This is a genomic window from Rhizobium phaseoli, from assembly GCF_010668805.1.
Taxonomy (GTDB): Bacteria; Pseudomonadota; Alphaproteobacteria; order Rhizobiales; family Rhizobiaceae; genus Rhizobium; species Rhizobium phaseoli_A.
On record NZ_WUFT01000010.1, the window covers coordinates 1 to 26,860 of the forward strand.

At 61.3% G+C, this 26,860-nt stretch carries 25 protein-coding genes and 2 pseudogenes; 14 read left to right on the plus strand and 13 right to left on the minus strand.

Annotated features, from left to right (window positions below):
• Window positions 1-223 (plus strand): hypothetical protein (locus tag GR197_RS32045; protein WP_204330248.1); only part of this gene is annotated, 223 nt, incomplete at its 5' end.
• Between the two features lie 158 nt (window positions 224-381).
• Here GR197_RS32045 and GR197_RS16555 read toward each other — a convergent pair.
• Together GR197_RS16555 and GR197_RS16560 are read right to left on the minus strand one after the other, a co-directional pair.
• A complete protein-coding gene (locus GR197_RS16555; protein ID WP_164011352.1) occupies window positions 382-681 on the minus strand; it encodes a hypothetical protein in 300 nt (99 codons plus the stop codon).
• Between the two features lie 237 nt (window positions 682-918).
• Window positions 919-1,815, minus strand: a complete 897-nt coding sequence (locus GR197_RS16560; protein ID WP_164011354.1) for a LysR family transcriptional regulator — start codon at window positions 1,813-1,815, stop codon at window positions 919-921.
• 228 nt (window positions 1,816-2,043) lie between these two features.
• On the opposite strand from GR197_RS16560, the gene GR197_RS16565 reads away from it, so the two are divergent.
• The 5 genes and pseudogenes from GR197_RS16565 (at window position 2,044) to GR197_RS16585 (ending at window position 5,447) form a co-directional block, all read left to right on the plus strand.
• Window positions 2,044-2,778, plus strand: a complete 735-nt coding sequence (locus GR197_RS16565; RefSeq protein ID WP_164011356.1) for an SDR family NAD(P)-dependent oxidoreductase — start codon at window positions 2,044-2,046, stop codon at window positions 2,776-2,778.
• A gap of 49 nt (window positions 2,779-2,827) precedes the next feature.
• The gene (locus GR197_RS16570; RefSeq protein WP_130771187.1) at window positions 2,828-3,580 is read left to right on the plus strand and encodes an SDR family NAD(P)-dependent oxidoreductase; all 753 of its coding nucleotides are present in this window, start codon (window positions 2,828-2,830) and stop codon (window positions 3,578-3,580) included.
• Between the two features lie 31 nt (window positions 3,581-3,611).
• Window positions 3,612-4,215 (plus strand): annotated as a pseudogene (locus tag GR197_RS16575) (NADPH-dependent F420 reductase).
• A gap of 79 nt (window positions 4,216-4,294) precedes the next feature.
• On the plus strand, window positions 4,295-4,708 hold the full coding sequence (locus tag GR197_RS16580; RefSeq protein ID WP_164011359.1) for a nuclear transport factor 2 family protein: 414 nt from the start codon (window positions 4,295-4,297) through the stop codon (window positions 4,706-4,708).
• A gap of 106 nt (window positions 4,709-4,814) precedes the next feature.
• A complete protein-coding gene (locus GR197_RS16585) occupies window positions 4,815-5,447 on the plus strand; it encodes a class I SAM-dependent methyltransferase (protein ID WP_164011361.1) in 633 nt (210 codons plus the stop codon).
• A gap of 82 nt (window positions 5,448-5,529) precedes the next feature.
• Here GR197_RS16585 and GR197_RS16590 read toward each other — a convergent pair.
• A pseudogene (locus tag GR197_RS16590) lies at window positions 5,530-5,796 on the minus strand (hypothetical protein); the annotation flags it as partial.
• A gap of 130 nt (window positions 5,797-5,926) precedes the next feature.
• Here GR197_RS16590 and GR197_RS16595 point away from each other — a divergent pair.
• Together GR197_RS16595 and GR197_RS16600 are read left to right on the plus strand one after the other, a co-directional pair.
• The gene (locus GR197_RS16595; RefSeq protein ID WP_164011363.1) at window positions 5,927-6,529 is read left to right on the plus strand and encodes a hypothetical protein; all 603 of its coding nucleotides are present in this window, start codon (window positions 5,927-5,929) and stop codon (window positions 6,527-6,529) included.
• Window positions 6,530-6,843: 314 nt separating this feature from the next.
• Window positions 6,844-8,550: an adenylate/guanylate cyclase domain-containing protein gene (locus tag GR197_RS16600; RefSeq protein WP_164011365.1), complete on the plus strand. Its 1,707-nt coding sequence runs from the start codon at window positions 6,844-6,846 to the stop codon at window positions 8,548-8,550.
• A 184-nt stretch (window positions 8,551-8,734) separates the two neighbouring features.
• Here GR197_RS16600 and GR197_RS16605 read toward each other — a convergent pair whose 3' ends face one another.
• Window positions 8,735-9,856, minus strand: coding sequence for an NADH:flavin oxidoreductase (locus tag GR197_RS16605; protein ID WP_164011367.1), 1,122 nt, complete (start codon window positions 9,854-9,856; stop codon window positions 8,735-8,737).
• Between the two features lie 101 nt (window positions 9,857-9,957).
• Here GR197_RS16605 and GR197_RS16610 point away from each other — a divergent pair, with 101 nt between their 5' ends.
• On the plus strand, window positions 9,958-10,365 hold the full coding sequence (locus tag GR197_RS16610) for a winged helix-turn-helix transcriptional regulator (RefSeq protein ID WP_164011369.1): 408 nt from the start codon (window positions 9,958-9,960) through the stop codon (window positions 10,363-10,365).
• A gap of 348 nt (window positions 10,366-10,713) precedes the next feature.
• On the opposite strand, the gene GR197_RS16615 is transcribed toward GR197_RS16610, so the two are convergent.
• From GR197_RS16615 to GR197_RS16635, 5 genes are all read right to left on the minus strand, one after another.
• Complete coding sequence (locus GR197_RS16615) at window positions 10,714-12,846, minus strand: beta-galactosidase (RefSeq protein ID WP_164011370.1); 2,133 nt, start codon at window positions 12,844-12,846, stop codon at window positions 10,714-10,716.
• Between the two features lie 13 nt (window positions 12,847-12,859).
• A complete protein-coding gene (locus tag GR197_RS16620; RefSeq protein ID WP_164011372.1) occupies window positions 12,860-14,005 on the minus strand; it encodes an ABC transporter ATP-binding protein in 1,146 nt (381 codons plus the stop codon).
• A gap of 37 nt (window positions 14,006-14,042) precedes the next feature.
• A complete protein-coding gene (locus GR197_RS16625) occupies window positions 14,043-14,894 on the minus strand; it encodes a carbohydrate ABC transporter permease (protein WP_164011374.1) in 852 nt (283 codons plus the stop codon).
• Window positions 14,894-15,778 (minus strand): carbohydrate ABC transporter permease, encoded by an 885-nt coding sequence (locus GR197_RS16630; protein WP_164011376.1) that lies wholly within the window; start codon window positions 15,776-15,778, stop codon window positions 14,894-14,896. Before GR197_RS16630 ends, GR197_RS16625 begins: the two co-directional genes overlap by 1 nt.
• Before the next feature lie 342 nt (window positions 15,779-16,120).
• Window positions 16,121-17,395, minus strand: a complete 1,275-nt coding sequence (locus GR197_RS16635; protein WP_164011378.1) for an ABC transporter substrate-binding protein — start codon at window positions 17,393-17,395, stop codon at window positions 16,121-16,123.
• Window positions 17,396-17,589: 194 nt separating this feature from the next.
• Here GR197_RS16635 and GR197_RS16640 point away from each other — a divergent pair, with 194 nt between their 5' ends.
• Window positions 17,590-18,801: an ROK family protein gene (locus tag GR197_RS16640; RefSeq protein ID WP_164011380.1), complete on the plus strand. Its 1,212-nt coding sequence runs from the start codon at window positions 17,590-17,592 to the stop codon at window positions 18,799-18,801.
• Between the two features lie 210 nt (window positions 18,802-19,011).
• Window positions 19,012-19,398: a cupin domain-containing protein gene (locus GR197_RS16645; RefSeq protein WP_164011382.1), complete on the plus strand. Its 387-nt coding sequence runs from the start codon at window positions 19,012-19,014 to the stop codon at window positions 19,396-19,398.
• Window positions 19,399-19,477: 79 nt separating this feature from the next.
• On the opposite strand, the gene GR197_RS16650 is transcribed toward GR197_RS16645, so the two are convergent.
• Entirely contained in the window at window positions 19,478-19,951 is a 474-nt protein-coding gene (locus GR197_RS16650) for a DUF4168 domain-containing protein (protein WP_164011384.1), read from the minus strand.
• A gap of 300 nt (window positions 19,952-20,251) precedes the next feature.
• Between GR197_RS16650 and GR197_RS16655 the strand changes: the two genes are divergently transcribed.
• Entirely contained in the window at window positions 20,252-20,587 is a 336-nt protein-coding gene (locus GR197_RS16655; protein ID WP_164011386.1) for an antibiotic biosynthesis monooxygenase family protein, read from the plus strand.
• 53 nt (window positions 20,588-20,640) lie between these two features.
• Here the strand turns inward: GR197_RS16655 and GR197_RS16660 are convergent, their stop codons facing one another.
• On the minus strand, window positions 20,641-21,504 hold the full coding sequence (locus tag GR197_RS16660; protein WP_164011389.1) for a DMT family transporter: 864 nt from the start codon (window positions 21,502-21,504) through the stop codon (window positions 20,641-20,643).
• A gap of 90 nt (window positions 21,505-21,594) precedes the next feature.
• Between GR197_RS16660 and GR197_RS16665 the strand changes: the two genes are divergently transcribed.
• Window positions 21,595-23,007, plus strand: a complete 1,413-nt coding sequence (locus GR197_RS16665) for a PLP-dependent aminotransferase family protein (protein ID WP_164011391.1) — start codon at window positions 21,595-21,597, stop codon at window positions 23,005-23,007.
• Window positions 22,982-24,574, plus strand: a complete 1,593-nt coding sequence (locus GR197_RS16670; RefSeq protein WP_164011393.1) for a hypothetical protein — start codon at window positions 22,982-22,984, stop codon at window positions 24,572-24,574. The genes GR197_RS16665 and GR197_RS16670 overlap by 26 nt, the downstream gene beginning before the upstream one ends.
• 49 nt (window positions 24,575-24,623) lie before the next feature.
• Here the strand turns inward: GR197_RS16670 and GR197_RS16675 are convergent, their stop codons facing one another.
• On the minus strand, window positions 24,624-25,025 hold the full coding sequence (locus tag GR197_RS16675) for a response regulator (protein WP_164011395.1): 402 nt from the start codon (window positions 25,023-25,025) through the stop codon (window positions 24,624-24,626).
• Window positions 25,026-25,035: 10 nt separating this feature from the next.
• Entirely contained in the window at window positions 25,036-26,778 is a 1,743-nt protein-coding gene (locus tag GR197_RS16680; protein WP_204330250.1) for a sensor histidine kinase, read from the minus strand.
• Between the last annotated feature and the right edge of the window lie 82 nt (window positions 26,779-26,860).

The window sequence follows — 26,860 nt, forward strand, 5'->3', positions numbered from 1 at the left end:
TTTCGTGGGCTCGGAAAAGGGGAAAAGAGACAGCCGCGCCATCGGCCAACGTCGCCCGATTGAGCAGAACGAGCGCGCAATGGCTTGCGAGAAAGCAGATCAAACCCGCAAGCCCGACCAGCGTGAGATCATGCCGCCCGGTGATGCACGTCAGAACGGTAAACATGGGAAAGGCCCTCGATTTGAGGGGCACGCTAAGCAGTGGGCGCTTAAGGAAGGTTGAAATGGGTAGGGCGGATGGGTGGGAAATGGGGCTGTTTGGGCGGGTTGTTCGGTGGGTTGTGAGATTAGCGTTTACGGTGGGTGTCTGGGTATGGTGAATGAATTGGTGCGGTGGGGATCGAAGTGCTCATCGTAACGTTCGAGCTTCTCGCTCCCGAGTTACAGCAAGGCCAAATGGACAGGCGTGCGGAATACGCTTGTGACCATAGATCCATCTGGCGATATTGCAGATCTCAAATCAGGATGTGAAAGGCGGCAGATGACGTCGCTGGCGTTGATCACAATAACACCGTGTGCAGCAATGCTCATATCTGCATGCATCATGCGAAGGGGATTTCGGACCTGGATTTCATTGCTGCTGGCTTGCTCCGCAGTGGCGATTGCAGCCTTCGAGCTGCGAAGCGGATTTAAGCAGACTTGTGAAATAGCCGAGAGCGAATGCGTCGGCGTGACCGCCATTGTGTATCTCATTCCGCGCTGTGGGGATGTTTGCAATCGCTTTGCTATTTCGTCTGGTTGCGATCCACCGAAGGTAGCCGTGAACGATCGAGAATGACCGCTTCGGGGCCGGAAGCGGACCGTCCACTATGCGTTTCGACTTCACGGAGAGCAGCCACTCAGCGGCCTGTCACCCTTGGGAATGCCAATCTCCGACAGCAATTTCGCTAGCCCATCTGTGGCGTTGGGCACGGGACGTCAGCCGCGCAATATGGACTGCCCGGCAAGGAGGGGAGCGTATCCGGCAAGTCGGTGGGATATGAACTCTGTGAAAAGCCGGACGCGCTTCGTCTTGCGTGTCTCTCCCTGCGTGAGAAGCCAGATCGTCGCACGTGATTTCAGATCGATGCCCGGAACTCTCGCCAGCAGGTGATCGGCATCTCCGACGAAACAGGGCAGTCTGGTGATACCGATCCCTTGCCTTGCCGCAGCGATCTGCGCGTCGGCGTCCGGCGTCCTGAACGGAACCCCTGTGGCGCGAAACTCCCCTTCGTCGACCCAGTCCGGAAGAGCCTGACCGCCGATGACGATGGGCCGGATTGGATCCGGCGCACCCGCACGCCACGCGGCCAGTCTATCGCGGGAAATATAAACGCCCGCGAGCAGATCCGGACCTTTCAGGCCATAAAGATTGAGCGGCAGGGTCTTGCGATCGGAGACCATCCGGATCGCCAGATCCGCCTCACGGTTGGTTAGATTCACGACCTCGCCGGTCGATACGACCTCCATCTCGATGTCCGGATGCAGACGCGCAAAATCTGCGATATCCGGCATGAGCAGGTGTGTCGCGAGGAACGGGGGCAGCGTCACCCGCAGAAGCCCGCGTACACTCTGATCGCGCCCGAAGACACGCGTCTCCAGTTGACGCGACGAGGCTTCCATCTGGCTCGCGAACTCGAGAACCTCCTCGCCCGCGGCCGTCAGGCGGTAGCCCGAAGGCAGCTTTTCGAACATCTGCGCCCCGAGGTGCTCCTCGAGCTGAGCAATACGTCGAAGCACGGTCGCGTGGTTGACGCCCAGGCTCTTGGCGGCAGCCCGCACTGAGCCGCCACGCGCAGCGGCAAGAAAGTAGCGAACGTCATCCCAGTCGATCATGGTCCATTCCCGCGCCGCATAGAGGGCGGCTTCCGACGACCAGTCTACCCTACTGGGCGGGATTGCGCATGATCGTCGCTGCGTTCGATCACGTAAGTGGATCGTTTTCGCACCAGGGATGCGCGCGATTGCGCACTCATCGCCTGGCGCCAACGACCCCATATCGAGGCTGTCGGAGGATATCTCCGCAAAGCGATGACCCGAGACACGACACAAGGAATGCATGACATGTCCAGATTGAACGGAAAGACCGCCGTGATCACGGGCGGCGCCACCGGTATCGGCCTCGCCGCTGCAAGGCGCTTCATCGAGGAGGGTGCCCTCGTCTTCATCTACGGCCGTCGGCAGCAAGCACTCGATGCGGCTGTGGTTGAGCTTGGACCAAACGCCCGCGCGGTGAAGGGCTCGGTCTCGGATGAGGCCGATCTGGATCGGCTCTACGCGGCGGTGAAAGCCGAGCGCGGAATCCTCGACATCGTGTTCGCCAATGCCGGGGCCGGAAGTCCGCTTCCTCTCGGCCAGATCACCGCCAAGCACATCGACGACACTTTCGACACCAACGTGAAGGGCACGATCTTCACGGTCCAGAAGGCGCTACCCCTGATGGGTCCAGGCGGTTCGATCATCCTGACGGGATCGAGCGCCGGGACCACCGGCGCCCCGGCATTCACCGCCTACAGCGCCAGCAAGGCAGCTGTGCGCAATCTTGCACGGACCTGGGCGGAGGATCTGAAGGGTACCGGTATCCGGGTCAACGTGCTGTCGCCCGGCGCGACGGCGACCGAACTCGCGAAGGAGGCGCTCGGAGAGGAGGGCCAGAAGGCCTACGGCGCGATGACCCCGCTCCAGCGCATGGCCGATCCGGCGGAGATCGCGGCCGCTGCCGCCTTCCTCGCGTCGGACGACAGCAGCTTCATGACCGCCAGCGAAGTCGCCGTCGACGGTGGCCTCGCCCAACTCTGACCCCGGCGCGGTTCCGCGCTTAACTTACACACAGCGAAAGGCAAAGATTATGAAAGCACTCGAAGGTAAAATCGCAGTCATCACGGGCGGAAGCAGCGGGATTGGCTTGGCCACAGCCAAGCGTTTCGTGGAAGAAGGTGCGCAGGTCGTGATCATCGGGCGACGCGAGAAAGCCTTACAAGAGGCCGCGGCCCTTATCGGGAAAAACGTGACAACAGTCGTGGGCGACGTCTCGCGCCTGGAAGATCTGGACCGGCTCTACGCCACCGTGAAGGAGAAACATGGTCACATCGACATTCTCTTCGCAAACGCGGGCGCAGGTACGGTCGCGCCGCTGGCGGCAGCGACTGAGGCCCATTTTGACCAGACCTTCGATGTGAATGTGAAGGGTCTGTTCTTTACGGTGCAGAAGGCCCTTCCTCTCTTCAAGGACGGTGGTTCGATTATCCTGAACTCTTCGGTCTCGAATGTGATGGGGCTGCCAGCGTTCAGCGCTTACGCAGCAAGCAAGGCGGCTGTTCGCAGCTTCTCGCGGTCTTGGACCCAAGAGCTGAAGGACCGCAATATCCGCGTCAATACAATGAGCCCCGGCGCGATCGAGACCCCCGCCTTGGCGACCACGACCGGCCTCACCGCTGAGCAAGCCGAGGAGGCGGTCGCCCAGTTTGCCGCACAGATCCCAATGGGTCGGAGGGGCAAGCCAGAGGAAATAGCGGCGGCGCTCACGTTCCTCGCTTCCGATGAAAGCTCCTACATCACCGGTATCGATCTCGCCGTCGATGGTGGTTGGGCGCAGGTCTGACCCGGCGTCAACACAGGATCGGAGAAGCATTATGAGCTACGCAATCATCGGCTTCGGCAATATCGGCCGAGCTCTGGCCAAGGCGTTTTCCCGCAACGGCATCGAAGTAGCCGTTGCAACCACGCGCGACCCGGAAAACTTTGCTGCTGATGCGGCCGCGATCGGGCCCGAAGTCATTGCCAAAACGCTGGCGGACGCAGTCAAGGCGGACGTCATCTTCTTGGCCGTCCGTTTCGAGGCGCATCCGGATGTCGCGAAAGCGCTGCCGACCTGGCAGGGCAAGACGATCATCGATGTGACCAATGCCTACGGCGTGCCCCCCCGAGGACCTGGTAGGACAGCCGTCTTCCAAATTCGTCGCGCAAGCCTTCCGTGGTGCAAGGCTGGTCAAGGGTTTCAACCACTTGGGCGCTGCCGTTCTTGCCCAAGATCCTGCCGTGCAGGGCGGCAGGAGAGTCGTGTTCCTGGCGAGCGACGACGATGCTGCCGCCGCGGAAATTGATACACTCGCAGAAAATCTCGGTTTCGCGCCCATCAAGCTTGGCGGGCTGGCGGAAGGCGGGCTGCTGGTCCAGGCGCGCGGCAAGAGCTGGGGTCATCTGATCTTCAAGGATCTGGTCAAGTTCGACGGATAAACGACAGCCCTACCGACTGGACCACGGTGTACGGATCGGATCGAGCGCGATCCGATCCCAGCGAAATGGAGATATTCCCATGAGTATTGAAAAAAACATCCAGACCGTGAAGGATTTCTTCGCCGCGATAAGCCGCGGCGACAGACAGGCTCTGTTGACGCTGGTTGCCGAAGACATCAGCTGGATCATTCCGGGCGAGGACTGGCCGCTCGCTGGCACGCACCGCGGACACGCGGGACTGGCAGATTTGCTGGAGACGGCATCCAAGTCGATGGAAACCTCCACGGAACCCCGTGAATTCGTAGCGCAGGGAGACCGGGTTCTCGCCGTCGGCTTCGCCAGCGGGAAGGTAAAAGCCACGAACAAGACGTTCGAGGACGAGTGGATCTTCGCCATCACTGTCCGGGACGGCAGACTGACCGACATCCGGGAATACATCGACACGCAAGCGTTGGCACGCGCCGCGCAGATGGACGTGTCCGGGCCCGTATAGCGCAGGCCTTCTGCAACCATCGGCTTTCGCTGAAGGTGAATGAGCCGCGGATCGCCGTCTCGCGTGCCGAGCGCTCGCCGAATACCCAACCCTAAAAGAGATTGAGATGTACGACCAATCCAAATTATCCGAGTTGATCCGGTTCGCACGCATTGACGCGGGTACCACCGTCATCGACGTTTATCCAGGCGACGGCGACTGGACGCGCCTGTTCTCCGACATCGTTGGACCCGAAGGTCGAGTCACCAGCTTCGTGCCGGCCGAAGTCGCGCATTTCAAGAACGATCCGGTCGGCCTCATGCGAACTATCGCGCAAGAGCCAGGCCGGGAAAACGTCGAAGCAATGTCAGCGGACCTCGTGGCAATGCCGGAGTTCACACAGCCAGCGGATGTCCTGTGGCTGCACCTGTTCTACCACGATCTCCACACCGCACTGATGCAGGCCAGGGGCGCGACGGCGGCCGACTTCAATCGAGCTGTCTACGAGCGACTGAAGCCCGGTGGGTTCTACGTCATCGTCGATCACGCCGCCGCCGCCGGGGCCGGCACAGGTGATGCCCAGTCATTGCATCGCATCGACCCTGCCTGCGTGCGCGAGGAGGTGGAAGCTGCCGGCTTCATACTGGATGCGGCAAGCACGCTGCTCGCGAACAGGAACGATCCGCACTCGATCAAGGTGTTCGATCCCTCGATCAAGGGCGAGACCGATCGCTTCGCCTATCGGTTTGTGAAGCGGTGACAAGTGCCGGCGCCAACCTCAAGTCGGCCTCCGAAGGAGGCCAGGATACTGCTCAACTGCGCCAGTCTGCAGCACGTCAGCTTTAGGAACTCGCTGGAGAGCCTGCAAACGTCAAGCTTGGGCAAATGCAAGAAGCAGCGTCGCGGCCGTCACGCCCCCTCACCGCCCATGAGCTGGTATCGTGATCGGGGTGCTGGTTGTTGCTCGCTTTGATTGCCGCAGCCCAGTCGGCGCCGTTGGTTTCGGTCGCGCCGGTGTTTTCTATGCTGGTGATCGTATCGAACCAGGTCACCATGTTTTCGGTGCAGGTATTGGCATGCGGCGCGAAGGCATTCGAATCGTCAAGCGAATTCTCAGTGGCAGGTCATCAGGTCAAGTTCGGTCAGGCTGTGGGCGAGCCCCGGGCCGGCGACTTAGACTAGATCTCCCCAATTTCACCCAAGCACTGTAGTAGCGGACTTGGATGAGGGGAATCTAGAATGTCGATCTTGCTAAGAAGTTTGTCGCTACTGGTTGGAATAACATTGGCGGTACCAGCCTTTGGCAATTGCCTAACCGCCAATGAGACCAAACAGGGCGTGCTGCTGACCAGAGAGGCGCCTTTCTATTCCGTATTCTACAAGCCGGACGGCCCGGGTCTCACCGAACAACGGCTGATGGAGCGCGACGGTTCGTTGCAGCCGGTCTCGGCTGTATATTTGCACCCCTTGCTCGTCGAAAAGAGAGTGAGTGCCAGCGGGACGCATGAACTGAAATACGCGAATGCGATTGCGTTAGACGATCTACCGCAGCAGAAGAACTGGCAATCCGAGACCACGCTTTTCATCAATAGCAAAAAATCCGTTTCGGGCACGACTTTCATGAGGTTCGACGGCTTGAGAGAGGAAACTATTGCATCTTGTTCCTACAAAGTCTGGGCCATCAACAGCCGTCTGGAACTGACGGAATTGCCTCCGATTATTTTCGAACAATATTATTCCCCCGAGCTTCATCTCGTTCTTCGTTCGGTGAGGCTGAGCGCCTCCAACCAGCCCTTGAGCGAGGTTCGATTTGATCGGTTCCAAATTGGCTGGGGCAACTAGGGACATTGTCCACTCTATCATCCCAGAAAGCCCGCTCTCTAAGGCTTCTGCGCGATAGTGGGGCGCTCCCTCCTTGCCTACCACTCTGTCGTCGCGAGTCGATGCGACCGCTCGCCCCCTATCACCAGACATTCAAGAACCGTCCGCTTTCCGTGGATACTCACTTCCGTGTCGTCCACCTCGACGCCGTCGGTCACAAAAAAGGAATGACGGCTCGATGGTGGTGGATCGCCTGGACATTACCTCTTACGGCTTGTTGACTCACCCGCGGTTGAACAATAACTTGCTAACTCAGTCGTTAGGCTTGTCCTCACATGACGGATCCATCTCTTCAGCGTCGCCTTGCTGCCATCGTCGTTGCCGATGTGGTGGGATATTCACGCCTGATGGAGGCTGATGAAGGCGCAACGCTGACGAACCTCAGGGAACTCCGTTCCGGCATTATCGAGCCGGCTGTGACGCGCCACAACGGTCGCATCTTCAAGGTCATGGGCGACGGATTCCTAATCGAATTCGGTAGCGCGGTGGACGCGGTCGAAGCAGCGTTGGAAATGCAGCGGGCCACCGCCGCTGTTGAGGCTTCCGGAGACCGGCGCCTGCTTTTGCGTGTAGGCGTCAATCTGGGAGATGTCATTGACGACGGTTCAGACGTCCTCGGCGACGGCGTCAATGTCGCGGCGCGCTTGGAGACGCAGGCCGCGCCGGGAGGTATCTGCATTTCAGCCAATGTTCACGGCGAGATCGTCGGCAAGATTAGCGACCGGTTCTTTGATGCAGGCGAACGCTACCTGAAGAACCTCACTCGCCCGGTCCACGTGTGGCATTGGCCGGATGCGCTGCAGAGCATACTGCCGCTGCCCGAATGTCCCTCGATCGCTGTATTGCCGTTCACGAATATGAGTGGGGATGAAGCGGACGCGTCTTTCGTCGACGGCTTGACCGAAGATCTGATCACCGACCTTTCCCGTACGGCTGGCCTGTTCGTCATCGCGCGCAATTCCGTGTACGGCTACAAGGGCAAGCCGGTCGACGTAAAGCTGGTCGCCCAGGAACTCGGCGTCCGCTATGTCCTGGAGGGGAGCGCCAGACGCGCAATGGGACGTGTCCGCATCAATGCCCAATTGGTCGACACGCTTGCCGGCCAGCACTTGTGGGCCGACCGGTTTGACAGGACGCTGGAAGATGTTTTCGAGTTACAGGATGAAGTTAACGCCAAGATTGTTGAAGCCCTCGTCGGCCGGCTGACCATCCCGACGCCGCGCAATCGGCCGAAGAACTTTGAGGCGTACGATCTGTGTGTGCGCGCCCGCCTCCTGACGGAAGAGTCGCCGCAAACCGAGCGTGAGGCCTATATGCTGCTCCAGCGCGCGGTTAAGCTCGAGCCATCATATGCCGAGGCGCTCGGTCTGCTCGCCTATAACCGTTGGCTTGCCTGGGCTCATTTCGGCGAGCCCGAAGATCCTAACCGTGAGATGGCGGCGACATCAGCGCAGAAGGCGGTCGAGCTGGATCCCAACGATGCCGGCTGCCGTTACGTTCTGGGGACCATTCTGGCTTACGAGCGGCGATGGGAGGAATCGGAGGCCGCCTTCGCCAAGGCCCTGGAGCTGGACCCCAACCACGCCGACACCTGGGCCGCCATGTCGGACATCTCGGTGCTGGACGGCAGGGTTGCCGACGGACTGGCGCAGATCGAAAAAGCTCTGCGGCTCAATCCCTATCCAGCCTGCTGGTATCTTTGTCATCTTGGGCAGGCGCAATACGCCGCGCGTGACTATGAGGCGGCAACCGCTACACTCCGCAGGAAAGACACGTATCGTACCAACTCACGCAAATTCCTGGCTGCTACGCTTGCGCAATTGGGCCACGGTGAGGAGGCGTGGCGAGAAGCAGAATTGTTCCTGATCGCCCACCCGCATTTCACGATCGGCCATTGGCTAAGCTCCCAGCCGCTGCGCGATGCATCCGTACGAGATCACTTTGTCGACGGCTTCCGAAAGGCCGGCCTGCCGGAGATGTGACAGCGAGTGGGACAATCCCGACGCGTTCGAGGACTTGATCAACGGATATGCACTGCGCGAGAACGGCGGTCTGGATCGCAGTGCCATGCTTTCAGAGGCTCCACAAAACGATCTCGAACTGTACAGGGCGAGCGACGGGGTGAACGGATGCAGCCCGCGCTTGCATCCGTTCTCCCCGTCTGGATCAGGCAAGCTCGGATAAGGTGGCTGGGTCGAACCCTTTCAAGTCTGCATAATCGCCATTCTCAACCTTGGCGACCCAATTTGGATCGGTGAGCAGCGCGCGACCCACGGCAATAAGGTCGAACTCATTGCGGTCCATGCGGTCGATTAGGCGATCGATGCTAGCTGTGGCTGCTCCCTTACCAACAAAAGCGCTTGCAGTTACATCGGTGTCGAGGCCCACCGAGCCGACTGCGATTGTCGCGGCACCCGTCACTTTCTTTGCCCAGCCCGCGCCGTTGAGGCCATTCTCGCCATCAATTTCCGGGAATTCCGGTTCCCAGAAGCGACGCTGCGACACGTGAAGAACATCTACCCCTGCCTCAACCAATGGCAGGAGCCAAGCCTCCATCTCTGTTGGTGTTTCTGCAAGGCGCACGGTTAAATCTTGCTGCTTCCATTGACTGACGCGCATGATGATCGGGAAATCAGGTCCCACCGCTTTGCGCACGGCGGAAACGATCTCGCCAGCAAAGCGCGAGCGCTCCTTAAGCGTCGGTCCGCCATACAGGTCGGTTCGCAGGTTCGTGCCCGACCAGAAGAATTGATCGATCAGATAGCCGTGCGCGCCGTGGATTTCAACAGTGTCAAAGCCGAGCCGCTTGGCGTCTGCCGCCGCTTTGGCGAATGCTGCGACAGCATCGGCGATATCCTCCTCAGTCATCGCAACGCCGCGAGCCTCACTGGGCGCGTTGAGGCCAGACGGGCTTTCCACCGGGGCGTCGGGCTCCCAATTATTGATGTAGCGCGTCGCTCCGGTGTGCCAGATCTGTGGCCCCATCCGACCACCAGCACCATGAACAGCGTCGATCACATTTTTCCATCCTCTCAGGGCCGCATCACCATGGAAAAACGGAATCCCACCGTCGTTGCGGGAAGCCGGGCGATCAATCACCGTCCCTTCAGATAGTAGCAGTCCCGCACGACCTTCTGCTCGGCGCCGATAGTAGTCGGCAGTTGCCGGCCCCGGCACGCCTTCGGGCGCAAACAGGCGGGTCATTGGCGCCATAACTATACGATTTTTCAGTTCAAGCGACCGAATGGTGAAAGGTCGAAACAGGCTGCTTGTATCGGGATTGGGCATGAGTGGAACTCCGTTGCGTAAAACGGACTTCCAGGTATACGATGTAAACCTAGCGTCAATCAGGCACCTGAAGTCGCCTAGGTATATTGAAGGAAACCGACATGCTCGAACTTGAACCGCTCTGCTTCTCTTCCGAATGCCCGAGCCGGGCTCTATTCGATCAGATCGCTGACAAGTGGTCGATGATGGTGATTGCAGTTCTCAATGAGGGACCTCAGCGCTTCAACGCCATCCGCCGCCGTTTGCAAGGGGTGACGCAGAAGGCTCTCACGCAATGCCTTCGCCGCCTCGAGCGCAACGGTCTCGTCGCGAGAGAGGTGATTTCACTTTCTCCGGTCGCGGTTCAATACCAGCTGACGCCACTCGGTCACACCTTGCGGGAACCCCTTCAGGAACTGCACAAATGGACGCTCGTAAAACTGCCGGAGGTCACCACAGCGAGAGAGGCTTTCGACAGCGCTGATGGTGGGAAGAAGGGCGATCGACCGCTGATTCAGCTACGCCTGTGACGCGAGGATGCCGCACTGCAATCGCGGGCGCCGGAGGATGTGCGCAGCGCCCCGAGAGCCTCCTGGAGGTGCTCCGCAGGGGTCTCGAAGGACGAGGCGGGAGGCGGGTGTGCCGGCGCCCGGTGAATGCAAGAAGCGGCGTTGGAGCGTGTCCTTCGAGGCTCCGCCCTATGGGCTACGCGCCTCAGGATGAGGGATGTTGGAGGATGCCGCGCCCAATAAGAGGCGATGGAATACCGTAGTTTCGCTCCTGGTTACGTGACGCCACCGCCTCGCGCCGGCGCCCCAGAGAGCCTCATCCTGGAGGTGCCCGCAGGGGTCTCAAAGGACGAGGCGGGCGCCACTGCCTCACCCCTCCAACTCCACAATCGCGCAGCCATAGCCCTCAAGCTGCAGCCTGCCCGTTACCGGCTTCTCCCCATCCAGCAGGTCCCGCCCGGCCGGCACGCCGCCGATTGTGGCGGGCTGGTCGGTATAATTCTGCACGAACAGCAGCCGCCGCTCGTCATTCATCCGCATCGTCACCTCCACACCCTCGGGCAGTCCGCCGACCAGCGGTTCGATGCCTGCCTGGGGGAAGAGGCGTTCGGTCAGCGCTTCGGTCAGTTCCGGCGTGAGATAGGTGCCGAGATAGACCACCTGCCCCTTGCCGACCTTGCGCGCGGTTGCCATCGCCTGTCCCTCGGCATAGCGGTTCGACCAGGCGGCGATCACTTCGACGTCGCTGTCGACGGTGAGGTTTTCATAGAAGTGGCCGGCGGTGATTTCGCGGTTGCCGAGCTTGAAGCGGCGCTGGCGGCGCTGAGATTCGGCCGGTTTGTTCGGCGGGATGACGAGGCCGCCGGAGCGCTCCATCACGTCGAACAGGCCGTTGGAGCCGGGGGCGGTCAGACGGCCGAAATCCTCGACGCGCACGCCGGTCAACTTCGACAGCGCGGTCCCCGGGGCGGTTTCGCGGATGACGTGGTTATCCTCGTTGCGGGTGCCGGTGCGGGCGCCGATGACGACAGTGCCGCCCGCCGCCGCGAAGGCTTCGAGCTTGGCCGTCCATTCGTCCTTCCACATCACCCAATGCGGGACATAGAAAAGCTTCAGCCTGGAAAGATCGTCCTCGGGATGGATGAAGCCGCAGGCAATGCCCCTGTCATAGCAGTGCTGATGCATGAGGATCGCATCGTCCTGCGGGCTCGGCAGGCCGATCGGATAGGTCTTGTGGGCTTCCTGATTGTCGAAATCGGAGCCGGCGATGCCGACATCCATGCGCACATAGGTGCCGAGGATCTTCGGCTGCAGCGCGATCATCTCGGTCGCGAAGCGCTTGGCCTCCTCATAGCGGTGGCGGCCGATATCATCATGGTCGATGATGCCCATCCAGTAGATCTCGGCGCCGAAATGGGCCGGGCGCCAGCGGAAGAACATCAGCCCGTCGGCCCCGTGGGCGACGGAGGAGAGCGCCATACGGCGCAACTCGCCCGGTTCCGGCGTCAGCGTGCAGAAGCCCGGCTGGCTGCCGAAACCCGATTGCTGCTCGGGCACGATGTAATTGCCGGAGAAGCCGCGGCAGATATCGAGGTGCAGCGCCTGCACCTTGGCGTGGTTTCCGAGCCGCTGGAACTCGTCATAGAGCATCGGATAGATGTCGTAGCCGACGAAATCGAGATCCTTGCTGAACTGGCCGCGGAAATCGATATCCCTGAGGCCACCGAGATTGTGGAAGATGAACCAGGCGGGTTTGACGGCTCTGAGGATCTCAACCTGATCGTGCTGGAAGCGCGCTGTGGAGAAGGCGAGGAAGCGGTGGTAATCCTGCAGATGGCCGGGGCTCGGGAAGGTCGGGCCGAATTCGATCGGCAGCACCACCTGGTCGAAACTGTCATAGGCCGTCGCCCAGAAATCGCCGCCCCAGGCGCGATTGAGCTTTGATATCTCGCGGTATTTATCGGCGAGGAAAGCCTGGAATTCGCTGAGCGTCGCCTGGGAAAAGCTCTCCGGCATGCTGGTGTTCAGCTCGTTGTCGGTCTGCCATCCCACCACATGCAGGTTGTCGCGATAGTGCTCGGCCATCGCTTTGGTGATGCGCCGGCTGTGCTCGCGGAACACAGGGCTTGCCGTGTCGCAATGCTGACGCGAGCCGTGGCTCATCGGCCGGCCCTTGCCGTCTACCCTTAGAATTTCAGGATGTGCTGCGGTCAGCCAGCGCGGCGGCGTGGCCGTCGGCGTGCACATAATCGTATCGATGCCGTAGCGGCCGAGCATTGCGATGGCGCGGTCGAAGAGGTCGAAATCGAAGGTGCCGAGCTTCGGCTCGAGAATGTGCCAGGCAAATTCGGCCATCCTGACGATGTTGAAGCCGGCTTTGGCCATGCGCTCGGCGTCGCGCTCCCAATAGCTTTCATCGACATGCTCGGGATAATGCGGGGCGCCGACGAGGAAGCGGTCGGTCTTGACGGGATTCCATACGGAGAGGGTCTTGTCGGACACGGTGGGTCTTTCCTTATCGGTCGAGAATGGTCTTGCGGGCGCTGATCGTGCGGCCGCCTTCGGATGAAAAGAGATAGAGCTCGCTGGCATCGAGCTTCAGCACCACCTTCTGTTCGGCGGCAAAGGGTGCGACGTAACTCAGCTGCACCGTGATGTTGCCGGTGCCGCTCTCAGAGGCGATGGTCCGCATATTGCCGGCATCGATATAGAGGATGGTCTCGCGGCCGAGATGCTCGACCAGCCGCACCTCGCCTTCGATCGCCCCGCCCTCGCTGGCATCGGCGACGATCGATATCGTCTCCGGACGAATGCCGAGCGTCAGGCCGGCACCCTTGGCCAGCGCCGTCGGTTCGGCCAATTCCACCGTCACCGGCACGAGACCGGGTGCCGAAACGGTAACGTTGCGGCCCGACACGTCGTCGACGGTGACGCCGAGGAAATTCATTCTGGGCGCGCCGAGGAAGCCGGCGACGAAAAGATTGTCGGGATTGCGGTAAAGCTCCAATGGCGAGCCGACCTGCTCGATGATCCCCTGATTGAGGACGACGATGCGGCTTGCCATGGTCATCGCTTCCACCTGGTCATGGGTGACATAGACCATGGTGGCGCCGAGTTCGGCATGCAGGCTGCTGAGCTCGACACGCATCTGGGTTCTGAGCGCCGCGTCGAGGTTCGACAACGGCTCGTCGAACAGGAAGACCTCGGGCGAGCGGGTGATCGCCCGGCCGATCGCCACGCGCTGCCGCTGGCCGCCGGATAGCTGCTTCGGCCGCTTGTCCAGCTGATCGGTGATCCTCAAGATCTTGGCGGCGCGTGCGACGGCCGCCTCGATCTCGGCCTTCGGGCGCTTGGCCATGCGCAGGCCGAAGCCCATATTCTCCGCCACCGTCATATGCGGATAAAGCGCGTAGGACTGGAAGACCATGGCGATGCCGCGATCGCCCGGTTCCTGCTTGCTGACATCGCGGCCGTTGATCAGGATTTGGCCGGAGGAAATCTCCTCCAGGCCGGCGATCGATTTCAAAAGCGTCGACTTGCCGCAGCCCGATGGACCGACCATGACGATGAACTCGCCTTGTGCCACCGAAAGATCGATGCCGCGCAGCGCATGATAGGCGCCGTAATTCTTGTTGATCTGCCGGAGTTCGAGACTGGTCATGTCCTGGCCCTCTCTTGTTGAAATAAAAGACGCACACTCATCCCTTCACCGCCCCCATGGTCAGGCCGGCGATGAAGTGCCGCTGCATCAGGAAGAACATGATGACCGGCGGCACGGCGACGATGATGGTGCCGGCGGATATCAGGTTCCAGGCCGAGACCCATTCGCCGCGCAGATTGGCAAGGCCTGCGGTGACCGGCTTGACGCTGTCGCTGACGGTCAGCACCACCGCCCAGAAATAGTCGTTCCAGATGAAGGTGAAGATCAGGATGGCGAGGGCTGCCAGCGCCGGCCGCACCAGCGGGATCGCCACATGGATGAGCGTCTGGAAGGGTGAAGCCCCTTCGGCGCGGGCCGCCTGAAACAGTTCGTCCGGCAGGGCTGCGATGAAATTGCGCATGAACAGCGTCGCGAAGCCGGTCTGGAAGGCGACGTGGAAGATGATCAGCGCCGCCGTCGTGTCGATCAGGTCGAGCCGCACCATCAGGTCGCGCACCGGGATCATCATGATCTGGTGCGGCAGGAAATTGCCGCCGACAAACAGCGCGAAGATCAGCATGTTGCCGGGAAAGCGGTAGCGCGACAGCACGTAGCCGGCGAGCGTCGAAAGTGCCAGCACGCCGATCACCGAGGGAATGGTGATGATCAGGCTGTTGAGGAAGTAGCGCGCCATCGGCGTCTGGGTGAAGACGGCGGTGTAGTTTTCGATGACGCCGATGCTGGTCGGCCATCCCCACAGATTGCCGCCCATCACATCCTCGGTCGAGCGGAACGAGGTGAGGATGATCGCAAACAGCGGGCAGAGCCAGAGCAGCAGCACGATGACGACGGCAAGCACATAGAGGCGGCGCTGCCAGACGGCGGCCTCGGGAATGGGACGAGGATACATCAGCCTCCCCTCTCTTCGCTGCGGATGATGTGACTGAGATACCAGGCGATGAAGACGGCCATGATCACGAAGAGCACGGAGGCGATCGCCGCGCCGTAGCCGAAGCGGTAGGAGAAGATCGACTGCTCGAACATCTGGTAGGCAAGCACCGAGGAGGAGCCGAACGGGCCGCCCGAGGTCATCACCGACACCATGTCGAAGGAGCGCAAGGCGCCGACCACGGTGACGGCAATGGCGATGAAGGTCACCTGCGTCAGCTGCGGCAGCACGATGTGCCACAGCATGTTCCAGCCCCTCGCCCCATCGACGCGGCCGGCGCCGATCAGCTCTTCGCTCAAATTGTTGAGGCCGGCGAGATAGAGCACCATGCAGAAGGTGACTTGCGGCCAGAGGGCGGCAATGACGATGGCGAAGGTGACGAAATGCTCGTCTGACAGCACCGCCGGCGCCACCGCCCCGAAGGCCCGGAAGATCAGCGCGAGAAGGCCGAACTCCGGCGTATAGACCCAGGTGAAGACGACGCCGACCGTGACCGACGCCAGCACCAGCGGAATGAAGAACAGCGACTTCAGGAAGCGCATGCCGCGGATTTTCTGGTTGACCAGCAGCGCGATGGCAAGCCCGATCGGCGGGGCGGCCATGAACATGACGAGCCAGATCAGGTTGTTCTTCAGCGACACGTAGAATTGCGGATCGTTGTAGAGCTCGACGTAATTGCCGAAGCCGATCCACACCATCGGGCCGAAGCCATCCCAGTCGTGCAGGCTGATCCAGACGCTGCGGACGGCCGACAGCAGGATGACGGTCGAAAACAGCACGATCGCTGGTGCGATGAGCAAAGTCGGGGTAAGCCACCAACGCTGGCGGCGCCATAATGTCTGCATGTCTGGAGCCTCATGTTAGAGGTGCGAGGTCTTTCCGCTCGAGCCGCCGGCAAAGCCCGCCAACCTCTCTTTCGTCATGCTCGGGCTTGTCCCAAGCATCTGCACACGTCGATGCGCAGCAGATCCTCGGCACAAGGTCGAGGATGACGTCGAGTGGAGGCGGGCGTCGCCGGGAGTAGAGCGACGCCCTCGGTTTGCTGGCAAAGCCTGCCAACTCCCCCTTCGTCAGGCTCGGGTTGTCCCGAGCACCTGCAACCAATCGATAGGGCAGCAGATCCTCGGCACGAGGCCGAGGATGACGTCGAGTAAGGAGCGCGGTCCGTCACCAAACCGGTTGCAAGCTCAGATCTTATAAATCCGCTTCCGCGTCCCCTCGAGGCGCGTGAGGATCGCCTTGCGCCGGTCGGGCTTGGCCATGAACTCCTGGAAGCCGACGAGGCCGGCCTGGGCCATATCGGGGTCGCTGTCGCGGTCGTAATATTGCGAGGTGCCCTGCACCGTCTTCATGGTCTCCACAGCGATATTGACCAGCGGATCCTTGCTCGCAGGCAGGTCGTTGCGCGGCGGCACGTTGCCGCCTGGCTCCAGATAGACCGCCAAGTTCTCCGGCCTGTAGAAATAGGCGAGGAAGTCGCGCGCGCCCTGCTTATTCTTAGCCTTGGCGGGAATGTGGATCGAATTGACCGAGAACTCCTCGAAATGGCCGACCTTGGCGTCCAGCACCGGGAAGGTCGCATAGGCGAGCTGCGGCAGGTCCTCGGCGGTGAAGGCCGAACGCAGGAAGGCGCCGAGGTTCATCATGCCGGCCTTCTTCTGCGCCAGCAGCGCTGCGGCCTCCTGCCAGCCGAACGAGGTATGGTTCGCCGTGAAGAAACCCTTGGAAATCATCGCTTCCCACTGGTCGAAGACGGCGGTCAGCGACGGGTCGAGATAGCTCATTTCGCCGTTCATCAGCGCCATGTGCTTGTCGAGGCCGTTGATGCGCAGGTTCATCTGATCGAACCAGCCGGCCGCCGGCCACAATTCCTTGGTGCCCATCGCAACCGGGGTGATGCCGGCCGCCTTGCACTTGTCGCCATAGGCCATGAAGTCCTCGGCCGTCTTCGGCACGGTCAGCCCATGCTGCTCGAACACGTCCTTGCGGTAAAACATGCCCCAGAGCGTGCCGCCGGTGGGAAGGCCGTACTGCTTGCCGTCTTCGGTGACGGCGCCGGCCGTCGCACCCAGCACATCCTTGTATTTTTCCTTCTCGAACAGATCGGAAATATCGTCGAACAGGCCGCGCTTGACGAAGGCGCGCATGCGGTTGCCGGAAAACCAGGAGCAGACATCCGGCGCGCCGGCGACGAGATAATTGCGGATTGCCGTCTTGTGGGCCTCGTGGTCCATATTGTTGATGACGACATTGACGCCGGCTTCCTTGCTGAAGCCCGCGGCAATCGCCTTCAGGGCGTCGAGCGCAGCAGCATTGTTTTCGTCGGAGATCATCGTGACCTCCTGCGCCTGCGCGATCGCCGGGATCGGGAAGCTGCCGGTAACAGCCGCTGCGGAAACCATACCGGCGCCCTTCAGGAAGCGTCTGCGCGTGGTCGACGGAAATTGCTTCAAAAATGTCATTGAATTCCTCCCAGTTGATCGATCGACATCTCCCGACCGCCGCCTCCTCCATGAAACGACCGACCAGGCTTTCAACGTTGCGATCCACCCGCAATTCCAGCGATAATCCGCTTGGCTGAGTTGATCCGCGGCCGAACTTATGCATAGATCTTTTCGGCCCGCAATAATTAATTTACAAAATTAAGGAATGAATCGTGAAGCTCAAAGGCGACCAGACCACGGCGAGAGCCATGAACCGACGCCTCATTCTCAACCTTCTCCGGCGTGAGGGGCCGAGGAGCCGCGCCGATATCGCCGCCGTCATCGGCTTGAGCCCGGCCGCCGTCACCTTCGTCGTCACCGACCTTCTGGAGGAAGGCATCGTCATCGAAGGCAAGACCGTGCCCGGCCTCACCGGCCGCCGGCCGATCCCGGTCGACATCAACTACGAACACGCGCTTGCCGTCGGCTTCAAGCTGATGGTGGATTCGGTCGAGTGCGTGGCGACCGACCTTGCCACCAACCCGGTCGCCGCCATGCGGGTCAGCCTTGGCGGCCACGACCCGGATCAGGTCGCCGACCTCTTGGCGGCCACCGTGCCCGAACTGGTCAAGCTCGCCGGCCGGCCCGACGCCAGGCTCGCCGGCATCGGCATTTCCATGCCCGGCGTCATCAATCACGAGCAGACGGCCTGCGTGCGCAGCCACCGCTTCGGCTGGAACAATGTCCCGCTTGCCGCGCTGGTGGCGGCCCGCGTCCATGTGCCGGTCTGGCTGGAGGACGACACCAACGCCTATGCCATCGCCCAGCAGCTCTTCGGGCTTGGCCGCCAGCACCGCAACATGGCGGTGCTGGCCGTCGGCGTCGGCATCAGCTGCGCGCTCGTGATCGACGGCAAGCTCTATCGTGGCGCCAATGGTGCTGCCGGCAAGTTCGGCCACACGCTGTTCGAGGACGGTGGCCGGCTCTGCGAATGCGGCAAACGCGGCTGCCTGATGGCCTATCACTCGGAAATCTCGATGCTCCGCCGCTGGCGCGAGGCAACCGGCCGCGACGAACTCGGTCTTCCCGATCTCTGCAAGGCGCTAGCATCAGGCGACGCCACCGCCCTCGCCATCGTCGGAGAGTCCGGCCGCGGCATCGGCACCGCCCTTGCCAATCTCGTCAATATCACCGATCCCGAAGTCATCGTCGCCGGCGGCGAAGCCGTCTCCCTCGGCGACCCGTTCCTGACGCCGCTGCGCGAGGCGCTGGCCGCCCGGACTTTCCGCACCGCCCCGCCGCTGCTGCCCGACTGGGAGGACAATTCCTGGGCCCGGGGTGCGGCGGCCCTGGTGACCCAGAAGATCTTCGACTTCGAATCATCGGGGGGTGTGACGGATATCGCGACGCTAGGAGGTGTTAGAGGCTCAACGTCGGCGGCTTGAGGCGCGGGGTAGCCACTTGCCAATCTCCCCACCTGTGGGGGAGATGGCCGGCAGGCCAGAGGGGGCTGGCGCGGCACAGCAGAGAAACAACACCGCAGATACACTATCTTACAAAAATGCCGGTTTCCCGACATATCCCAGGTTCAATCATCGACTGAAATGCCATTGCGGCCAACGAGCCGGAAAGGTCAATTCAGGAAGGACGACAAGATGAAAACGATCCAGGCTATAACGCTCGCCCTCGCTCTCGGCGCGGCCGCGGCAGCGCATGCGGAACAGCCGCTGCAGCGCACCGATCTGATCAAAAACGATATCGACGTGCCCGGCCACGAGGCCGTTCAGGTGCGCGTCGACTTCGCCCCCGGCGTTCTGGCGCCAAAGCATTCGCATCCCGGCGAAGAAATCGCCTTCGTGCTCCAGGGCACGTTGGAATACCAGCTCGACGGCAGGCAGCCGGTGACGCTCAAGGCCGGCCAGTCCCTGTTCATTCCGTCGGGCGTGGTGCACTCGGCAAAAAACGTCGGCGACGGCAAGGCTTCGGAGCTGGCGACCTACATCGTGCGCAAGGGCGAGGCGCTGGTCGTGCCCGCCAAATAGGCCGCATCAGAATTGGGGCGGGCGCGGGCAGCGCTTGCCACGTGGACTTTCCCGCCCGCCCCGTCGTTTCGGTTTAAGCCTATTGCTGTTGTTGCTGCTGCCCCGGCGGCGGTGTGCCGATCTTTTCCAGCACCTTCTTGGCCAGAGCCGGGTCGCTCTGCGCGGCCGTCAGGATCGAGGAATATTCCTCGACGGAGATATCTTTGGAGGCTTCGACGGTGTCGACCATCTGCTTCTTGGCTTCTGCCTGCAGCTTCTGCTTGCCAGCCTCGTCCTTCGCCGCGCCGACCTTTTCCGAATATTCCTGCCGGACCTTATCGACCTGCAGATAGGCAACGGCAAAGGCCTCGAGTTTCTGATCGCTGACGGCAGCAGGCGTGCCGTTGCCGCCGGTCTGCCCCTGCATCGGCGCCTGGCCTTGAGCCGGCGGCTGCGCTTGTGCCGAAGGCTGCTGTTGTGCCTGGGCCATCTCCGCTGCGGAGGCCGGGCTGAAAGCAAGCAGGCCGAAGACCGCAGCGGTCATCATTGCCAGGGATGTGTAACGAGTGATCATATTCGTTCCTTTTCACGCGCATGATTTGATTGGCAGCAAGCCGCCTCGGTCGATCGCCAGCCGCTGAAGGGCTGGCGCGGTCGCGACCATGGAGCCCTTAAGAGGGCACGGTGCGGCGGTAACGGGGCGATTTGCTGACGATTGAACGGCGGCTTTGTGACCAGGACTGGCACAGCCGCGCCGATGCCCGATGACGTCCGGATCACCCGAGGGTAGCATTCCCGCCTCGATGAGAAGTCGAGTTGTGCAGCGCCTACGGCAATCGTATGGTCCTGCACTACGCCAAACGGAGGAGCCGAAATGCCCATCGCCGCTTTACCTGAGCCGCCCTATTATATGGTCAGTTTTTCCTCTCAACGAACCAAGGTCGACGATGGTTACGGCGAGATGGGGTATGCGATGACGGAACTTGCAAAACTGCAGCCCGGATATCTCGGCTTCGAAAGCGTGCGCGGCGCAGATGGTTTTGGCATACTCATCTCCTATTGGAAGGATGAGGACAGCATTCGAGCCTGGAAATTAATCGTCGACCATATCGAGGCGCAAAATCGTGGTCGGTCAGATTGGTACAGCCGCTATGAAATTCGCGTTGGCCTCGTCGACCGAGCCTATGGCTTCAACACTGAAGAGGCGTGAGGAGGCTCGGTCAAGAAAGGTGGCGACGTACCCGTCCGTTACTGGATCATTTCCTACCGCGCAAACCTCTTTGCACCCACGACGCACAGAATCACGGCAACCGTCACAGCAAGCATGCTCCACGTCACAGACTCATGCAGCAGCGTGGCGGCGAGCGCGAGGCCGAAGAACGGCTGGAGCAGCTGCAGCTGGCCGACGGCGGCGATGCCGCCTTGCGACAGGCCGCGGTACCAGAAGATGAAGCCGATCAGCATGGAGAACAGCGAGACATAGGCGAGGCCGACAAGCGCCGGCGTTTCGATGCCGGCAAAACTCGCCGGCCGATGGAACAGTGCAACCGCGACCATGACCGGCAGCGACAGCACTAGCGCCCAGGATATCACCTGCCAGCCGCCGAGCGTGCGCGAAATGCGGCCGCCTTCGGCATAGCCGATGCCGCAGACGATGATCGCCGCCAACATCAACAGGTCGCCGACCGGCGATGCGGTCAGGCCCTGCACCAAGGCGAAACCGGCCACCAGAGCGCTGCCGAGAACGGAGAACAGCCAGAAGGCCGGCTTCGGCCGCTCGCCGCCGCGGATCACCCCGAAGATCGCCGTCGAGAGCGGCAGCAGGCCGATAAAGACGATGGAATGGGCAGAGGTGACGTGCTGCAACGCCAGCGCCGTCAGCAGGGGAAAACCGACTACGACACCGAGCGCGACGACGCCAAGCGAGAGGATGTCGCGCCGGCTCGGCCGCTTCTCTCTGAAAGCGATCAGCAGGCCGAGCGCGAGAATGCCGGCGATCGCCGCGCGCGCCACGGTCAAGAAGACCGGATCGAACTGCATCACCGCCACGCGCGTCGCCGGCAGCGATCCGCTGAAGATCACCACCCCAATAAAGCCATTGATCCATCCCGACGCCATGCGGTCCATGATGCCTTGCACTCCATTTTTGCCGTCCCTTTATCGGCCAACACGGATGGCCAGGACAGTGACAGTCTGATACGGTTTTGCAAAACTGTTATGGTGCAGGAAGCAATACGGATGAACGAAGCACGCACGCGCGTCGAGATGGTCGTCGCGACGATCCGGCAGCGCATTGCCGGCCGCAGCCTGACGCCCGGCGCAAAGTTGCCGTCCGTCCGCGGGCTGGCAGCGACATTGAAGCTGTCGACCTCGACCGTCGTCGACGCCTATGAGCGCCTGGTGGCCGAAGGGGCGATCCTGGCAAGACCCGGCTCGGGGTTTTACGTCGCCAATCAGGCAGCCCCCTTTGCGCTTGCCGAGGCCGGGCCGAAGCTCGACCGCGCCGTCGATCCGTTCTGGATATCGCGGCAATCGCTGGAGGCCGATGAAACCGCCCTGAAGCCCGGCTGCGGCTGGCTGCCGCCTTCCTGGCTGCCCGCGGACGGCATGCGCCGCGGGCTCAGAACGCTTGCCCGCGCCGATGGGCCAGTGCTCGCCGATTACGGCTCGCCGCTCGGTCTGCCGCAGCTGCGACAGCTGATTTGCCGCCGCATGGGCGAACGGGGGATCGAAGCCTCGCCAGACCAGATCATGCTGGCCGATTCCGGCACCCAGGCCATCGATCTGCTCTGCCGTTTCCTGCTCGAACCCGGCGACACGGTGCTGGTCGACGACCCTTGCTATTTCAATTTCCACGCGCTGCTGCGCGCCCACCGCGCAAAAATCGTCGGCGTGCCCTACACGCCGTCCGGGCCCGATATCGAGCGGTTTGCCCAAGTCGTCGCCGAGGAGCGGCCGCGGCTCTACATCACCAACTCCAGCATCCACAATCCGACTGGTGCAACGCTTTCCCCGGTGACAGCCCATCGGCTTCTGAAACTCGCCGATCAGTTCGACCTCACCATCATCGAGGACGATATCTTTGCCGATTTCGAATATACGCCGGCGCCGCGCCTTGCCGCCTTCGACGGCCTTGAGCGGGTCATCCACATTGGCAGCTTTTCGAAAACCCTGTCAGCCTCGGCCCGCTGCGGCTTTGTCGCGGCGAAACCGGAATGGATCGACGGACTGATCGACCTCAAGATCGCCACCTCCTTCGGCGGCGGCCGGCTGACGGCGGAACTGGTGCTGAACGTCTTGAGCGACGGCAGCTACCGCAAACATTTGGAGACGCTGAGACAACGGCTCTCCCGAGCGATGAGCGAGGTCTCGGCCAAGCTAGAGGGCTTAGGGATAACGCCCTGGCTGGAGCCCCAGGCCGGAATGTTCCTCTGGTGCCGCCTGCCCGACGGCGTCGATGCGGCTGATGTGGCGCGGGCCGCGCTGGAAAAGCGGATCGTTTTGGCTCCCGGCAACGCCTTCAGCCTGTCGCAATCGGCAACGAATTTCATGCGCTTCAACGTGTCGCAGACGCTCGATCCGCGTGTCTTCGAGGTGTTACGCAATGTGTTGCCAAGGCAAGGGGCATAACCAAGGAGCCGAAAACAACCAGTTGGGCGTGTCGTACCCTTGCCGCGCGATAGACCGCCTCATATCCTCCAAGCGCGGCCGCGCCCCTCGATCAGAGCAGCTATGGCGGAACCGCAAGGGAACAATGATGCTTCGTATTTTGAGTGGATTTTTCAGTCTTCTTCTATTGTCGTGCCTTTCCTGGTCCGCCTTCGCCGCGGACAATGCCTGCCCACAGCGGGAAACGATCCTGTCCTTCAGCGATATCGTGTTGGCCGATCGCGGCGCCTTGCCGCCACTGATCGCGAAGCGGTATGGCGCCGAGGCTGCCTACCTCAAGATCCGCTATGCACCTCTTTCGGACGAGGAAACCCGTAGCCTGCTGCAGACCCTGCTCGCATTGAATGTCCGTACTGCTGATGACCTCGCCTATGCCTGGCACATTCACCGGGAGGGTTACGAGGCGACCATCGCATCGCTAGGCCAGGAGCAGTTTGACATGCTCGTCACGACGCTCGGCACATCGACAATCCGCGCCCTGCTGCTGAACGAAGGTGGCGAAGACATCCTGATGAAACGGCTGGCTCCTATTGCGACAGAGCCGAGGAGCAAAGCACCCGGCGCGTTCACCAATGGGGGTAGCGCCGTTGCAGCGGCTATCATCGATCAGCCGGACGAGTTCAAAAAGAGGATCGTCCTTGCCGCGGAAGGCCAAGGCTTGGTTGACATCGCGGCCTATGTCTCCGCCAGCGAAAACAATCCTCAGGCATGGAACACTTTTCTAAAGCGCGGCGCCGGAAAGCCAAGCTTATATCTACTGTACGCCAGCCAGATGCGGGCAATGGTCGGCAATCCCAGGCTTGAGCGTCCCAATGTCCAATCGGCGCTTCAGCAAGACGCCATCCATCGCATTCAAATGGCCACCGCTTTCGAACCCGAGCAGGACTTTCTTCTCAATTTACTGAACCAGACGGGAGCGATCGGTAGCGTCGACCGCATGGCTCGAATCCTGATGCAGCAAATCCAGAGCGGCGCGATCAGAAGGAACGGCACGATGGATGCCGCGTGGCTATTCGCCTACCGAAGCGCTGTCTATTTTCTGGGGCATTCGCAAATCGATCCTCCACTTGACCGCCTACCCTATTCCGGCAGGCGGTATGTCAGGTCTTCAGGCATTTTCATGATGCGGGATGTCTTAGACCGACTGCTGGCTGTCGAGGCACTGCAGCCTTACGTGACAGGTAAGGTGAGCGACGTGCCGCCCTGGCCTGCCGGCGTATCCGACAAGATCAAGGCCGACTGGCCGCGTTGGACCGAGATGGCTGCCAAGGTCCGTGACGGAACCGTTTCACCCACCCTCGCTGCCGATCCCGCAACCTTCGGCATAGTGACGGAACTTCTGTTTGCCAAAGCGGACCAGCCGGTTCTGCAGGCCTTCGTCGAGCAGGCCCCCGCCGGCCAGGCCCGTGTCTCCGTCGCCAACGATTTCGCCATCCCCCTCGACCGCGCCTGCGCCGCTTACCTCTACCACCCGACCGAAGCCGGCACGCTGCAGGGCCAACCGATCTTCAAATTCGACACGCGATAACGGAACGGGGCCAGCGGACACCGGCCTCTCCATACCTGCCGGGCGGCGGTCAAAACGACCGATTGACCGCCTTGTCGTTCTCCAGCCGCGTCACGCAACCTTCGAGCTTGGCGAGCAGCAGGTCGAAATCGAGCGGCTTGGTCAGATAGTCCGCCGCCCCGCCGCGCAGGCCGGCGAGCGTATTTTCCCGGTCGGTTAGCGCCGTCAGCAGGATGAAGGGGATGTTGGAGAGTTCGGGATGATTGATCTGAATTTCGGCCAGAAGCTGATGCCCGTCCATGACAGGCATCGAAATATCGCTGATGACGATGTCGGGCCATTTCGACAGGATCATTTCCAGCCCTTCGGCGCCGTTCGAGGCCTCAAGCGTCTTATAGCCGGCTTCGCTCAGCTCTTCGACGAGGAGGTTCCGGATCTCGACTTCATCTTCTATGCACAGGACTGTAACCATAAGCTTTTCCCTAAGCTGCGACGTGCTGATCAGCCGATAGAAACTCTATTGGCAGAAGGATGGTAAAGGTTGTGCCCTTGCCGACCTCGCTCGTCACCTCGACGGTGCCGCCATGCAATTGGACGACCTGCTTGACGAGGTTCAGTCCGATGCCGGTTCCGGCAATGCCAGTCGCACTGCGGGCGCGATAATAGGGTTGGAACAGCTTCGGCAGATCGTCCGCATCCATGCCGATGCCGCTGTCGGAGATGGCGATCTGGATCATCTTTTCTTCAACCCGAGCACGAACATAAATGTCCGGCGCGTTGGGGGAATATTTGACGGCGTTCGAAATCAGGTTGGTGAACACCTGTTCCATCGCGCTGCGGTCGAACGTCAACAGATCGGGCATCGATTCAAGATCGAGATGGAACAGATGAGAGCGGCTGAGGTGGCGCTGTCTATCGCAGCAGGTAACCAGCAGCGCTTTCAGATCGCCTTCGCTCCGCTTCAGGGTGATCTGCCCGGTTTCGAGCCGGCCGCTGGCGAGGATGCTCTCCATCAGATCGACCATGCGCACCACCGCGCTGCGGATCACGCCGGCCTTTTCGTGAACGTAATCGCCGCTGACATTGGTGGTCGAGCGGCAGAGCCGCTGGGCGGCGGCATCGATGATCGCGAGCGGCGTGCGAAACTCGTGCGACGCCATGGCGACGAACTGGCGCTGGAGCGCATTGACCTGGCGTTCGTGTACCAGCAGCCGGTCCAGTTCCTCCCTCTGCCTTTCGATCTCGGCCGTGCGATCGGCCACCATTTCTTCCAGATGGTTGCGGTGATGGGTGATCTCAGCCTGGCTGTCCAGCAAGGTCAGCGAGGTGCGATGCAGACCGCGTCCGAGCCAGAACACGACAGCGATCAGCAGCGCCAGGCAGCCAAGCCCAGCCGGTGCGATCTGTTGAAGCAGCATGAATCCGGGCAGGATAGGCGGCCACACAAGATAACCGATCGTTCCGCCGTCATGGGACAAGACCGGCACTTCGGCCCGCCCGTCCTCACTGTTCGACGCGAAATGCAACCCTTCGAGACGCGCATAATGGGCGATGCTTTCGGCGGCTTTTCCATCGATGAACTTGACCGAGACGGCAATGAATTCCTGGCCCGCTTCAACCTGCATTCTGACCGAGCTCGGCAGAATGGGGCGCGCGCTGGCGATTGCCGGCCGGCTGCCGATCATGATCGTACGAACTGTCGCCAGTTGACCAAGCGGTTTGGCGCTGGGCTTTGCCGTCCGGTCGACAAGAACGGCGCGCATCTCTCCGGCGAGAGCGGTCATTTCTTGGCCGTCGTCGCTGCCAAGCCGCGGCGGCATGGCATCCGCGCCGTCGCGGAACGCAAACATCAGGCGATTGGTATCGTCGAAGATATAGGTCCTGTCGTGCCCGAAATACTGGCTCGTCCACCGGCCGATATTGTCGAGCAGCCATTCATGGTTCCGCTGCTTGGCATAAAGGAAGGCATCGTCCCATTTGGCAATGCTTTCCTGTTCCCGGGGAAGTGCTGCGATCTGCTCTTCCAGTCCCTGTTGGACAAAGTCGGCCTGCCGGCGCAGCGAGAGATCATCGACCTTCACGGCGGCGAGCCAGGCAAATCCGCACAGCAACACAGCCGCCGCACAGGTGAGCGTCACCAAGACGAATGTAATGTGGGATGTTAGCCTGACCTTCAATATCTGCAACCTTTTGACAGCGCCCGCTGCCGAGAAATTGACACGCAAAGGTTGACGGACCGTGAATTATACGCTCCCCTGAGGTCCGCGGCATGCCGCCGAATGCATTCGCGATCGTCGAAGGAGAAAT